Origin of the sequence: Sphingopyxis sp. YR583, from assembly GCF_900108295.1 — a bacterium.
Taxonomy (GTDB): domain Bacteria; phylum Pseudomonadota; class Alphaproteobacteria; order Sphingomonadales; family Sphingomonadaceae; genus Sphingopyxis.
The window spans coordinates 206,500-220,597 of the sequence record NZ_FNWK01000001.1; the positions used below are offsets into that span (position 1 = coordinate 206,500).

At 64.8% G+C, this 14,098-nt stretch carries 9 protein-coding genes; 6 read left to right on the forward strand and 3 right to left on the reverse strand.

Annotation, left to right across the window (positions count from 1 at the left end):
* The first annotated feature begins 434 nt into the window (after positions 1–434).
* From BLW56_RS00970 to BLW56_RS00990, 5 genes are all read left to right on the forward strand, one after another.
* Entirely contained in the window at positions 435–1,091 is a 657-nt protein-coding gene (locus tag BLW56_RS00970) for a hypothetical protein (RefSeq protein ID WP_143043321.1), read from the forward strand.
* Positions 1,092–1,284: 193 nt separating this feature from the next.
* Entirely contained in the window at positions 1,285–1,794 is a 510-nt protein-coding gene (locus tag BLW56_RS00975; RefSeq protein ID WP_093508819.1) for a DUF3617 domain-containing protein, read from the forward strand.
* A gap of 288 nt (positions 1,795–2,082) precedes the next feature.
* Positions 2,083–2,805 carry a response regulator transcription factor gene (locus tag BLW56_RS00980; RefSeq protein ID WP_093510716.1) on the forward strand — a complete coding sequence of 241 codons (723 nt, stop codon included), beginning with the start codon at positions 2,083–2,085 and terminating at the stop codon, positions 2,803–2,805.
* Positions 2,806–2,810: 5 nt separating this feature from the next.
* The gene (locus BLW56_RS00985; RefSeq protein ID WP_093508820.1) at positions 2,811–4,139 is read left to right on the forward strand and encodes an ATP-binding protein; all 1,329 of its coding nucleotides are present in this window, start codon (positions 2,811–2,813) and stop codon (positions 4,137–4,139) included.
* 130 nt (positions 4,140–4,269) lie between these two features.
* A complete protein-coding gene (locus tag BLW56_RS00990; protein ID WP_093508821.1) occupies positions 4,270–6,633 on the forward strand; it encodes a TonB-dependent receptor domain-containing protein in 2,364 nt (787 codons plus the stop codon).
* Positions 6,634–6,717: 84 nt separating this feature from the next.
* Here BLW56_RS00990 and BLW56_RS00995 read toward each other — a convergent pair whose 3' ends face one another.
* The 3 genes from BLW56_RS00995 to BLW56_RS01005 form a co-directional block, all read right to left on the reverse strand.
* Positions 6,718–8,049: a tetratricopeptide repeat protein gene (locus BLW56_RS00995; protein WP_093508822.1), complete on the reverse strand. Its 1,332-nt coding sequence runs from the start codon at positions 8,047–8,049 to the stop codon at positions 6,718–6,720.
* A 131-nt stretch (positions 8,050–8,180) separates the two neighbouring features.
* On the reverse strand, positions 8,181–9,242 hold the full coding sequence (locus BLW56_RS01000; RefSeq protein ID WP_093508823.1) for a helix-turn-helix transcriptional regulator: 1,062 nt from the start codon (positions 9,240–9,242) through the stop codon (positions 8,181–8,183).
* 79 nt (positions 9,243–9,321) lie between these two features.
* Entirely contained in the window at positions 9,322–13,086 is a 3,765-nt protein-coding gene (locus tag BLW56_RS01005; RefSeq protein ID WP_177175747.1) for an autotransporter outer membrane beta-barrel domain-containing protein, read from the reverse strand.
* A gap of 303 nt (positions 13,087–13,389) precedes the next feature.
* Between BLW56_RS01005 and BLW56_RS01010 the strand changes: the two genes are divergently transcribed.
* A complete protein-coding gene (locus BLW56_RS01010) occupies positions 13,390–14,085 on the forward strand; it encodes a pirin family protein (protein WP_093510717.1) in 696 nt (231 codons plus the stop codon).
* The last annotated feature ends 13 nt before the right edge of the window (positions 14,086–14,098 follow it).

Consider the following 14,098-nt stretch of genomic DNA (forward strand, 5'->3'; position numbering starts at 1 on the left):
TTCGTAGAGTTCAGGTGTGCAAGCCCGGGAGAGCAAATGGTCAGGCGACCTGTCACACAGATAGGGACGACGCGCCGCCCTTCCAGTGCATGGAGGGGAATAGAAACATTTCCTTACAACATATTCCAGCGCGGGCTGCCGCGATGCGGCGGCCATATCCGGGCGATATGACAATAAAGATGAGCCGCAGAAATTTGAAAGAAATATATAATTTTCGCGCATCGACGCCGGATCGACGCACAGAGCCTCGTTTGCCGCAAGACGAACGGACATATCTTTGCAGCAAGAAATCGGGACGAACCGACCCTGACCCTCCCGTCCCGGCGTTCAGCAATATTTCCTTACGCAGGCGACACCCGGCTGCATTGTACGCCCGATATCGGCTCGGGCCATGGCGGCACCCCGCCCACTTCATGGTCTTTGAGGAGCTATTTGTGCGTTTTTCCAGCCTGACGCTCGGCTTGGCGACATTTGTGCTGGCTTCGCCCGCAATGGCGAACACGCCGGTAGTACCGAGGCAACTCGCAAAGATGGATGCGGACGCATTCCGCGCCAAAGTCACGATCGACGACGACGAGTTGGAATATATAACTATCATCTCGACCCGCGAGGGATTTCGCAAGGAACAGCGGCTGACGAGCTCGGCTTCGTTCGACAGCCATGTCGAAGCCCACGTCAACAAACGCACCGGCGAAACCCGGTTCGAAGTCCACCAGTTCCTTCGATATCGGGGCTCGCAGCGGCTCTATGACACGGTCCATTTCGCCGATCATGATAACGAACTTGTCGTGCGGCCGCTCGATTACGCCCGGCGCGGCGACGACAGCATGTGCCCCAACAGCGATTTCGCCGGCGATTGCGCGCTTACGATGCGGTTGATGTTCTCGGTCGACGAGACATCGCTGAGAGCGGCCATCGACCGCGGGGATGGATGGGATCTCAAGTTCAAGGGAAGCCCGGATGGCCGCGACGATTTCCGGATCAGGATCGTTTCGGCGGAGATCGAAGGCTTGCTGCTTGCCGTCGGCGACTATCGGGCGACCTTGCCGCCACACGTCAACGCCGGCGGACTGGCCGCCGCCCTGCGTTGACAATCCTCCCGGCCGTGACCGCCGGCAACTGAAATCGGCGCAACCGCGCTCGATCCGCCGGTGGATAGGCTTCTAACTTTATGCGTGCATCGCATTGAAATCTTGATAAATGCGCCCCCGCAACCGCTTGGGGCGTTAAGCGGCTGCGACCTCTCGGGGGACCCAAGAGCAACAATCAAAGGAATATCGAGGCATGAAGAAGTTTCTGACGGTCGCCGCAATCGGCGCGGCGCTGGCACTGGGCGGCTGCGGCAAGAGCGAAGACAAGGCGGCAACGCCGGCGGGCACCGTGAAGCGCGAAGCGGGCAACTGGAAGACCGACGTCAAGCTGGTCAAGTTCGAGATGCCCGGCGTTCCCGACAATGTGAAAGATCAGATGTCGAAGCAGCTCGCAGCCGCAAGCGGCACCGAACAGTGCCTCACGCAGGAACAGGCCGACAAGGAAGATGTCGCCGGCGCGCTGTCGAAGGGCTATGGCGAGGCTTGCACCTGGAACAAGAACCAGATCGGCGAAGGCAAGATCGACGTCGCGGGCACCTGCACACAGGGCGCGCAAAAGGTCGAACTCGCGCTTGCCGGCACGCTTGACGCGAAGAAGACCGACGTCCTTGTGACGTCGAAGGGCAAGTCGCTGATGGGCGGTGGTGAGATGGAAATGCAGATGCAGGTCACCAGCACCAACATCGGTCCCTGCAAGGGCTGATCCTACAGGAAAAGCGATTTGATTAAGGAGGCGCGGTAATCGGACTGCGCCTCCTTTTTTATTGGTGGCCTGGCCTCGTTGGAAGAGCGGTGGCGAAAGGCGTACCGATCGGTTTATGACCCAATGGGGCCGACCTTTGCCCAGCTCTAATAATGCGAATAGTTATCATAATTCTCGCCAGCGCGGCTTGGACATGCTTAAGGCGTGCGCACCAAACTGGACTTTAGGACCATATTGTTGCCGGACCTCGCGATCAGCCATGCACCACCGATGCGTCTTGCCGATGCGATGCCGTCGCTTGCCTATCATATTGTCGTTGTCGACGACGACGCCGGGGTGAGGACGTTGCTGGCGCGTATCCTGCGCGAAAGCGGGTATGAAGTGAGCGGCGCGCGCGACGGGACCGAACTCAAATCGATCATGCGTGCAGGACGGATCGACCTGATCCTGCTCGACGTCATGCTGCCCGGCGAGAGCGGCATCGACCTGTGCCAGATGGTCCGCGAAAAGAGCCATGTGCCGATCATCATGATCAGCGCGCGGGGTCAGGAAAGCGACCGGGTTGCAGGGCTCGATGTGGGCGCCGACGATTATATCGCAAAACCCTTCGGCCGGTCCGAAGTGCTCGCCCGGGTGCGCGCTGTCCTGCGCCGGATGCGCGATCCGCATGCTCCGCTCGACGCGCCGGTCCCCGAGCGCTTCGAATTCGCCGGGTGGCGATATCATGCACGCCGCCGCGAGCTGCTTGCGCCATCGGGTGCGGAGGTCGACCTGACCGCCGCCGAGCAGGATCTGCTTATCGCCCTGCTCCGCAATCCGCAGCGCATGATCGGGCGCGAGCGGCTGCTCGAACTGTCGCGCAGCCGGATCGGCTCTTCGACCGACCGCAGCATCGACGTGCTCGTCAGCCGGCTGCGTCGGAAGCTCGGCGACAGCCGCAAGATCCGCCCGCTCATCCGGACAGTGCGCGGGATCGGCTATATGCTCGCCGCCGATGTCGTCGTGACTTAGCCCTCATGCGCCTGCGTCTTCCGGAGGCGATGGTCGGACGCATCCTGCTCGTCCTGGTTGCCGCGATCCTTCTCGAACTGCTCGGCAATCTCGCGCTTCAGAAATGGCAGGAACGCGAGCTTCTCTCAGACCAGCAAATCGGGAACATCGCCAACCGGCTTGTCGCGGCCGAAGACGTCGCATTGGCGCTCCACCCGCGCGACCGTGGCAACCGGCTGCGCGACCTTGCCGAGGGTGACCTGTCGCTCAATTGGGTGCCCCGCACCGTCATCACCGACTTCAGCGCATCGTTCGCCCAGTTACAGACCCTGCGTGGGCGCATCGTCCAGGCTGCGCCAAAGCTGGCGGCGCACGAGCTGCGATTGACGCTGATGCCATCAGCCGAACGCGGCGAACGCGACCTCGTTGGCGCGCTCCAGATTGCCGACGGCAGCTTCATCACCTTTCGCCTCAGCCCCTATCTTGATGCGCCGCCGAACCCGCGGCTGGTCATTCTCCTCCACCTGCTTCTTGTCGCCGTAGTGCTCGGCGTGGCGCTTGTCATGATCCGCGCCCTTGTTCGCCCGCTCAGCGATCTTGCCGCTGCGGCCGACCGGACGACCGGCGGCCACGCGAGCCCGATTGCGATCGACGGGCCAGCGGAGGTGCGCCGCGTCGCGACCGCCTTTTCGGCGATGCAGGATCGGCTTCTCCGCGCGATGGACGACCAGACGCAGGCGCTTGTCGCCGTATCGCATGACCTGCGCACCCCTATCCAACGCCTTCGCCTTCGCGCCGCCTTGTTGGGCGACGAGGACGCCCGCGATGCGATGAACGAGGACTTGGGGGAAATGGAGAGCTTTATAGAAAGCACCCTCTCCTATTTTCGCAGCGGCGAGGACGAATTGCCGCGGCTGATCGACGTCGCCGCACTGGTTGCGACGGCGGTCGATACAGCCACCGATCTTGGCGGCAATATCCGCTATCACGGTCCCGACGAATTTCTGGTCACCGCGCGGCCGGTGACGATCAGGCGCATTCTTGCCAATCTGATCGACAACGCGCAGCGCCATGCCGGGCTTGTCGAATTGACGCTTCGTGTGGATGGCCCGGGCCGCTTTGCGATCGAAATCGACGACGACGGCCCGGGGATTCCGCCGGATCGACGCGATGAAGCACTATTGCCGTTCCGACGGCTCGACGAAGCACGTTCGGGCGGCGGCGCGGGGATCGGGCTGGCCGCCGCGCACAAGGCCGCGGTTTTGATGGGCGGCTCGCTGACGCTCCGTGACAGCCCGCTCGGCGGCCTCGGCGTCAGCCTCTCCCTGCCCCGCGGAGAGGCATTGGCCGGCTGAATCCCGGCACCATTTGTAACAAAGTGTTGCAAGCGCGCCGTCGGCGCCACTTCCCAATTGACCCCAACCGGCGTCCGCATCAGTTGCGCCACCGATCTTTTTGCAAATCATTCGCATTATCGGGGGTACCATGACCGCTTTCAATCGCTCCACCATCCGCCTTTGCGGCGGCGCCTGTTTTGCCGCCATTGCCGCCCTGATGGCCGCCCCCGCCGCCGCGAATGTCGGCGACGAAGCGCCCGCCGGATCGGACATCGTCGTCACCGCGGCGGGTTATGAGCAGAAAATCACCGACGCCCCCGCGAGCATCACCGTGGTGACGGCCGAAGAGCTGCGCCAGCGCCCCTATATGACGCTGATCGACGCGGTCCGCGATATCGAGGGCGTCGACGTCGGCGAAACGTCGGACAAGACAGGGCAGCGCACGATCAGCATCCGCGGCATGGGCTCGGACTATACGCTGATCCTGATCGACGGCCGCCGCCAGAATAACCATGGCGACATCTATCCCAACAGCTTTGGCGGCAACCAGTTCAACCATATCCCGCCACTCGACACGATCGAACGGATCGAGGTCATCCGCGGTCCCGCCTCGACCCTCTATGGCGCCGACGCGCTCGGCGGCGTCATCAACATCATCACCAAGAAGGTGCTCGACCGCTGGACCGGCTCGGCGACCTTTGGCCGCAGCATCCAGGAGGATACCGACTTCGGCGACGACATGACGTTCGACGCGGCGGTCAGCGGGCCGATCGTCCCGGGCCTCATCGGGTTGAAGCTGCGCGGTTCCTATTACAAGCGCTACCCGTCCGAGCCCGATTTCGCGCCGGTGGTCGATCCCGCCGGCGTGTCGCACGTCCGCGGCCTGGGCTTTGGCGGCGGCGGCAAGACGGTCAGCAACACCAACCGCGCCTACGGCGGTTCGTTGACCTTCACCCCGTCGGACGACCACAGCTTCATCTTCGACATCGACTATTCGAAGCAGGTCTATGACAACACGCCGATCGTCGATCCCGACACGGGCGTGATCACCTATCCGCTGGGAACGCTCGACGGCATCGAAAGCATCTGGCGCGCCAGCGGCGGCATCGTCCAGCCGCGCGTCGGCTATACCGAGGAGCAGGTGTTCGATCGCCTGTCCTGGGCCGGCACCTATAATGGCGATTTCGGCTTCGCGCGCGCCTTCCTGTCGCTCGCCTATATCGAAACGAACAACAAAGGGCGCACCATGCCCTTCTCGGTGGCGGAACGTCAGCTCTTGCAGCAGATGTTCAGCGGCACCGGGCCCTATGCCGGTATGCCGACCGCCGAGCGCCGCGCGCTCGCCGCGAGCACCTTCCTGCCGCGCCCGCTGCGCACGCTCGAAAGCGCACAATATACGGTCGATGGCCGTATCGACATCCCGGTCGACCTGGCCGGACGGCATAACATCGTTCTCGGCGGCCAATATATCGACGGCACGCTCGACGACGGCGTCTTCGGCCTCGAGGCAGCGGTCGGCGGGATCGAAGCGGTGCAGGACCACCGCATCTGGTCGCTGTTCGCCGAGGACAACTGGACCCCGTTCGAAGGGTTCAGCATCACGGGCGGCGTCCGCTACGACAACCATAATCTCTTTGGCGGCCACTTCAGCCCGCGCCTCTATGCCAATTACACGATCACGCCGACCCTGACGATCAAGGGCGGGGTCAGCACCGGCTACAAGACGCCGAAGACCACCGACCTCTATGACGGCATTCGCGGCTTCGGCGGTCAGGGCACCAGCCCCTTCATCGGCAATCCCGACCTCAAGCCCGAAACCAGCGTCAACAGCGAGGTCGCGCTTTATTGGAACCCGACAGCGGCGAGCGGGCTCAACGTCACGCTGTTCCACAACAAGTTCAAGGACAAGATCGACACGACGATCGTCCAGCCGTGCGCGTTAACCAATTTCGTGCGCCCCTGCGCCAACCTCGGCGACTATTATGCCGTGCTCGGACTTGGCAGCACGATCAGCATCCCGTTCAACGTCGACAAGGCGCGGATCAAGGGCGCCGAAGTCGCGGGCCGCTATGAATTCTTCGACGGCCTGTCGATCCGCGCCAACTACACCTACACCGACAGCAAGCAGCAGACGGGCGCGTCCGCGGGCCAGCCGCTGACCCAGTCGGCCAAGCATATGGCGAACGCGACGCTCGACTGGCAACCGCTCGACGGCCTGTCGGCGCAGCTCTCGACCGAACATCGCTCGCGCCGCTATCGCGGCCTCGGCGTCAACGGCGAGCATCTCTATTACAAGAGCTACACGGTGCTGAACTTTGGCGCGCAATATCGGCTGAACGACCATCTGACGCTCAGTGGCCGGGTGAACAACCTGCTCAACCAGGATTTTCGTGCCTATGACGTCGACTTCGGCCAGCCGGTGAACGGTGCCTATACGCCGACCTACATCGATCACTACAACAACAAGGACAAGGCGCGCAGCTATTGGGTCAGCGTCAACGCGCGCTTCTGACCACTGCCGATACTTTCGTCGACGGCATTCGGGCCGGCAACATCAGCCGCCCCGTTGCCGATCGGCGAGGCGGGATGACAGTCTTCAGGAAGCCGTCAGGACTTCGAGTTGCCGCTGCACGCCGGGGTCGCCCTGCCACTTGACCGCGATCGAACGGACCAGACCCGCGTCACCCCAACGCTCGCGGCGCGCGGTCGCCTGATGAAGCATCTGCACAAGCCCTGCCCGGTCACCCGCGACAGAGAGCAGGAAGCTCGGCCAGGCGCGTGATCGGAGGTCTCCCGCCGCGAGGTCGGCGAGCGCCTGCTCCATCAGCACCGCATGCGCGCGGGCATCGCCTTCGTCGAGGGCCGCGCCGACCGCCTCGATTCGCCCCGCAAGTTCGGCATTCTGGCGTAGCTTGGCAAAACTCTGCTGCGCCGTAACGAAGCCCCGATAATCGCCTTTCGCAAGGTGGATGACGCTCAGGCAATCGTGGATCACCGCAAAGTCGGCATGCCGCTGTTCGAGGTCGGTCAGCGCCGCAACCGCCGCCGCTTCGTCGCCCATCGACCATTGCGCCCAGGCGAGATCGGTCTGGATCGCGACCGAACCCGGCAACAACGTGCGGGCATCGTTGAGATGCGTCAGGGCGGCCTTCCCGTCGCCATGATCGGCGAGGATGTTGCCGAACCAGAAATGGCCGTTTGCGTCGTTCGGCGCGAGGGCCAGCGCCCGTTCGAAATAGCGCTTGGCCGCACCGAAATCCCGATCCCACCAATAAGCGACGAAGCCATTGACGCGCTGGGCCGAGGCGAGCGACGGGCTGAGGCGCAGGGCATCGAGCGCGGCCGCCCGCGCCTCCGGAAAGGCGTCGGCATCGCTCCGGCTGCCGAATTCGCGCGACAGGATCAGCGCTTCGGCCAGCGCGGCATAGCCGGGCCCATAGCCAGGGTCGTCGCGCGTCACCGTGCGCAGCGTTTCGATCGCGCGCTCGATCGATCCTGCATTCCTGTCGGCGACGAGGTCGCGCGCCTCGAGAAAGCGCTGCGCCACACCGGGATCGACCGGCAGCACGGGCGCGGCGGCGATGGCGCGCGCCGACGACGCCGGTTGGGTCATCGTCCACAACCCCGCGCCAACTGCCAAAAGGAGCAAAAGCGAAGCCGCCGCCCCCGGACGCTGCCATAATGGCCGGCCGGGAGCGGCGGTCGATACCCGGTCCGCGGGCTTTGGGTCGCGTAAGCTCGCGGCCCAGGCATCGAGCTCGTCGCGCAGCGCATAGACCGTCCCCGTCTTCCCCCCCGGAAGACGGTGGACGGGCAGGCCGCGCTCGCGCGCCCAGCGAATCGCGGTGGTCCGGTCGCGTCCGAAATGAGCCCCGATCGATTTCCAGCCGTCGATGCGGGCGGCCGCGGACTTGCTGCTGGCTGTCACGGACGGACAGGTCGGACGACGAACGAAAACACGCTGAACCCACCCCTTCTGCGCTGGCGGACGCCAAGGATCGCTTGCGCGGGGGACCTATGCGATCGGACGCAAGCCTGCATCCATCATCTGTTTAGGCGTCAGGGCGCCGCTACGATGAACCGATGGGCGAACAGACAAAGGTCGGGAAAACCGGAGGTTGCCGTCTTTGCATAGATGCGGTGCAGGTGACTGCGCGCGGTCGCGCGGGCGATACCCAGTCGATCGGCGGTTCCGATCATCTCGCCATGCGTCAGCACGTCCTGCAGCACCCGCGTTTCGCCTGCGGTGAGTTCATGCGCGGCCGCGATCGCGTCATAGGCAAGACCCCAACGGCGATCGACCTCGGTTACGCTGACGGCGTGGGCGGGGCCCGGCCCCGCTCCCAGATCGCCATAGCGGTTGCGCGACAGCGAACGCGCGGCGAGCAGCAGGCGGACCTTCCGGCCATCGAAGGTGAATTCGTGCAGGATCGGTTTTCCGTCATGCGCCGCCCGTGCAAGCGCCCGCCCAAAGGCCGACCGCGCCGCGGCCTCGATCGACCCGAAGCCGGTCATTCGGCCGATTTCGGGGCCAAGGTCGAGGATGCGCCCGTCGTCCCCAAGCAACACCAGCCCGTCGCGCGCGCCCTCCGCCGCCTCGCGATACGCCGAAATGAGGTCGGCCTGTCCGATGCGGTGGCTCGACAGATAGACCGCACGCCGCAGATGCGGAACCAGCAGCCGCATCGCGTCGATATCGCCGGCATCGAAAGGCGCGGCATCGCCGGTGCGAAGGATGGCGATCGTCGCGAACATTCCGTCGCGCTTGATCAGGTTGGTCGCCATATTGTCGACGATCCGCTGCGGCGCGATATATTCACGGTAGAAGCGGCTCGCTTGTATCTCGGGCGATTGCAGCAGCGGCCAGGCCGGGCGCGGTTCGCCCTCGGCGGTTTCCATCAGCGCCGGACGCAGCGTGTCGAGCGGCGCATAGGTTTCGACATAGCTTTTGAGGAAGGCGGGGTCATTGCCATATTCGGCCTGGAACCCCGCGCCGCTGGCACCGCCCATCCAGCCGAGAAAGCCCGATTGCGCGCCGAAATGATCCACGATCCGCCGCAGCAGATCGGGAAACAGCCGCTCATCGGCGGCGGCATCATAGATGGATTCGACCGGAAACACGTGACTTGGCTATGCCGCACTGCAACAGGTCGCGCAATCCAAACCCGGTCCCCGCCGCCAGACGGAGACCGGGCCGGAGTCAGAAGGCGATCCGCAGCCCAGCCTTGATGCTGTGATCCTGTCCTGCCGACCCAATCACGCCGTCATAGCCGATGCTGGCGCTGATCCGTTCGCTCGGCCGGAAACGCCCCTCGATGGCGGCCACCCCGGCGTTGCGCGATTGGCCGGCCGCGACGACCGAAAAGGCCGGCCCGGTCGCGAAGCGCAGCCGGCTGGCGGGTTCAAGCGTGCCGAACCCGTGCTGCCACCCCGCCATGCCGGCGACCGAAAAGGCGCCCACCCGCGCGGTTTCGAACCGCATGCCAAGCGTCGAGGCGAGTGCCTTTTCCTTTTCGCCGACGCCCGTCAGCGCCGCGCTGCCGCCCGTTTCGGCAAAGCCGTCGGTCTTCGCGCGGATGGCAACAAGCTGTGCGAAAGGTTCGACATAGCCGCCGCCAAGCGCGACACGATAACCCGCCTCGGCAAAACCGTGGATCACCGATCCGTCATAAGCGCCGAGCAGCGTCTCGCCGGCCCCCGGAAAGGCGGTAAAGCGGTCGGTGTCGATGTCGTAACTCGCATAGCCGCCGCCGGCCTTCAGCGAGAGCGCGCCGAAGCTGCCGCCCGCATAGCCGAGGATGTGGAAGCTCTTGAGCTTCGCATCGCTGGCGCGCGCCGCAAGGGTCAGGTCGGTTTCGAGATAGGCCCCGGCGACGCCGAGCACCGCCTTGTCCCCTACCCCGAAATCGGCACCGAGCACCCCGCCGATCGTATCGCGGTCGAGGTCGGCGGTACCGCCCCTTCCGTCGTTCTTGCCCCAGTTGCCGAAGAGCTGGCCCCACACCGCGCCGCCCTGCGGCTCGCGCAGCCGCTCAAGCACCGCGTTGCGCGGCAGGCGCGTGTCCTCGACCATCGCGGTCCTGACGGCGGGATGCACCTCGCCCGACAGCCCGTCGAACGCCGCCTGTGCGGCGGCATCGGTCGATAGCAACAGCGCCGCTGCAGCAAGCGGATCGCTGGCCGCCTGCCCGTCGAGCGCAGAACCGACCGCAATCTGGTTGGGCGTCAACCCCGCCGCGGCGAACGCGCGCAGACGCGCCAGTTCGATGAAGATCGTCGTCGGCGTATTGCCCTGACGATAGCCGAGGAAGGCCGAAAGAAAGGCGTCGTCGAAAGTGAAGCTGCCCGTCACGCCGCCCGCCGATTCCAACACCGTGTATCGGGTGCCGATCACGAGCGGTTGCGGATTGCTGACCTGCAACCGCGCGCCCGCTTCGATCGTGGTCGCACCATCGGCGACGAAGCGGTCCGATCCCGTCCCGCCCGCATCGACCGCCAGCACCGATCCGGCGGCGAAGCTCGCATCGCCGGTCGTCTGCACGACATCGCCGAAGCCGCCGTCGATCATGATGATCGTCCCGCTGTTCGCCAGCGTTTCGAGCCCCGAATAGGTCGTCGTCTCGGCGGTCGCCGCCGACACGCCGCCGATCAGCCGGCCGCCCGCAACATTGTTGAGTATGTCGTCGGCGCCGCCGAAGACATTGACCCCGCCGATGCTATTCCATGTCCCCGCATTGGTGAAGCGATGGCTGGCCTCGATATCGGGAACCTCGGCGATGACGAAGCCCGCGCGCGCCGCGCGACCGAGGGCGCCTTCACCCGGATCCTCGGGCTCGGGCTCGGGTTCCGGCTCAGGTTCGGGCGCAACAATCCCCGCGTCGAGCCGAACCGTGCCAAGCAATGTCCCATTATTGAGAATCTCCACCGGACCGCCCGAAGCCTGAATGGCGAGATCCGCCGAAGCCCCGCTACGATTGCGGATGGTGCCTTCGTTGGTCAGGGCGAATCCCTGCCCGCTTTCGGTGCCGGCGTCGATCGCCGCGATCCCGCCTTCTACGGTGCCGCGCGTGACCAGCGTCGCGCCGCCGGCTGTGACTGCGTCGAGCGCCGCGATACGCAGCAGTTGCGGCCCTCCGCCGCCACCGCCGCCAAGACCGCGCGTCACGATCGATACGCCATACTCCCCGCCCGCGGCATTGTTGACGTCGAGCGACAGGCTGCCCGTCGCATCGGCAGATGTCGTCGCACGAACGCCATTGGTGTCGCCGGTTGCAGTCCCGCGTACCAGCAGCACCGCCTCGCCCGGTCCGCCAAAGCTCATCGTCAGGCCGTTACGTGCTCCCGTGCTGTTGGTCGCGTCGATGCGGATCGCACCCGAACTGGAGACGAACAATCCGTCGCTGCCGGTGCCGGTCAGCGTACCGGTCGAGGTGAAATCGATGCTCCCCTCGCTGCCCGATGTGCTCATGACGACGCCGTTGATCCCGGTCACGTCGACGACATCGGCATCGACCGCGCCGCGTCCGAAGATAATGAGGCCGGTGCCACCGGTACCTGTCAGTTCGCCCGTGGCTTCGAGCGCGATATCGCCCGCACCGAGCGCGGTCAGGGTGACGCCGTTGCTCCCTCCGGTCACCGCGTTCACCGCGACATTGACATCGCCGACACCGTTGCTCGCCAGTTCGACGCGCACGCCATTGTCGCCCGCAACGACCGGCCCGGCTATCGCCAGGTCGACCGGACCATTGCCTTGCGCGGTGACGATAACGCCGTCGGTCGCGCCGGTAACGGCGGCCAGATTGGCGCTGATCGCCCCCGCAGTCGAGCTGGAAAGTATCTCGACGCCGCGCCCTTCGCGCCCTTCGACGCGGCCCGTCGCGGTCAGCGTCGCCGCCCCCTGCCCGAGGTTGCGGATCAATATGCCGGCGCGCCCTTCGACGCCCGCAACATTCGCCATCACATCACCCGCGCTCCCCCCGGTGACGATGTTCAGGCCGTTGCCGCTGATTGCGCTTTCCTGCGGCCGGGTATTGTTGCTGAGCACTTGGCCCTCGGCAGTAATGATCGTCTGCCCTCGACCAATATTGCTGACCGAGATCGCGCTCGCCCCTGCGGTGACAGCGCCGCGCGTCGTGACGATCAGATCCTGCGCCGTCGCGCCATTTCCTGCCGAGACGCCCTGCCGGCTGGCGACATCAACCGCGCCGTTTACCGTGATATCGGTCGATCCGCCGCCCAGATTGCTGACATTGATCCCGCCGCCGACGCCCGCAACATTGTTCGCCGCGATCACGATATCGCCGCCAGCCCCCTGCACGCTGTTGAAGCCGACGATCGCAAAACCTTCGCTGCCGGTCGCGCTAGCCGTGCCGGTCGAAGTGATTCGGATGGCGCCCGTGCCGCCGCGATTTTCGACGGCAATGCCCGATGTACCGCCGGCGACATTGTTCGAGATTACCTCGGAATCGCCGCCGCTGCCGGCCAGTGCGACAATGGTGATGCCAGTTTGCGCGCCGGTGACAGTGCCCGTCGCCTCGACGAGCACACCACCGGTGCCCAGATTATTTGTGATGATCCCCGCGCGGCCACCGCCAGTCACGTCTCCGGCGGTGCGGATCTCGACGCGCGATGCGCCGCCGCCATTGCCGACCGCGATCCCGTCGCGTCCGCGGCCAATAATGGTCGAGGCATTGGCGTCATTATAGATGAGCGATCCCGCACCCGATATGAGCAGCCCGTTGTCGGGGCTGTCGATCCCGAAGCCCGGCGTCGTGGTCACCGTGACCGCGCCGGCGCCATTGTTGACGCTTTGCTCGCTGCTATTGTCACCCGAACAAATCGTGGTCCCGTCTGGCTGGTCAGCGCATTGGGCCGAGGCCGGGGTGGTGAACGAAAGCGCGACTATGGCGGTTGCGCCAAGCAACCCGGCGCGATGCCGGCGCGCAGCGGAAAATGATTTGGTCATCGATCGTACCTCAAGGCTGGAAGGGTAGATGCGACCGGTTCCCGAACGCATGCCGCGCCCCTCCCGATCGCCATCCTTCCTGCCGGTCCCGGCCCCCGGGGACCAAGTTGCAAGCTGTTGCATTTAGTGGTTTTCGATAGCTCGCAGCGATTTTCGAGACTGCGCAAGACGATGCCGAGATAAGTGATATGGACGTGCCAGGCGTGACGACGATCGAGGACCGCGAAATCGTCCTCGTCGATGTCGCCTGACAATGACCGGAGCGCTACCCGACGGGCGGCGCTTGCTTTGGAGAGAATGACGATGATCCGTTTCAGGGACCGCGGCGCGCGCGGCCGCCATCAGGGCGGGCAGATCGACGCCCATCACAGCTTTTCCTTCGCCGATTACAACGATCCCAAACATATAGGTTTCCGCGCGCTCAGAGTGCTCAACGAGGACAGGGTCGTCCCCGGCGCCGGCCTGCCCGAGCATGGTCATGAGGATATGGAGATTGTCACGATCGTGCTGAAAGGTGCCGTCGAGCATCGCGACGACCTCGGCAACAGCGCCATCATCCGCGCGGGCGAGGTCCAGCGGATGAGCGCCGGGACCGGTATCCGCCACAGCGAACGCAATCCGAGCTCCGACGAACGCACCCACCTGCTCCAGATATGGATCATCCCCGCCGAATTCGGCGGGCCGCCATCCTATGAGCAGAAGTCCTTCGCCGCCGGAGATCGAAATCGCTGGATCACGATCGCGAGCGGCGATGGTCGCGACGCATCGCTGACGCTGCGCCAGGACGCTATGATGGCGATCGCACGGCTCGACGACGGTGCCCAGATCGAACGAGAACTCGACCCGCACCGCGGATATTGGATTCAGCTTGTCGAGGGAATCGTCATCCTGAACGGGACGGAAATGCGGGCCGGCGATGGCGCGGCGATGACAGAGGAAATAAGCCTGGTCATCAGGGCCGATACCGAAGCCGAAATTCTGCTTATGGATTTGCCGTGAACCGGGGCCCCGC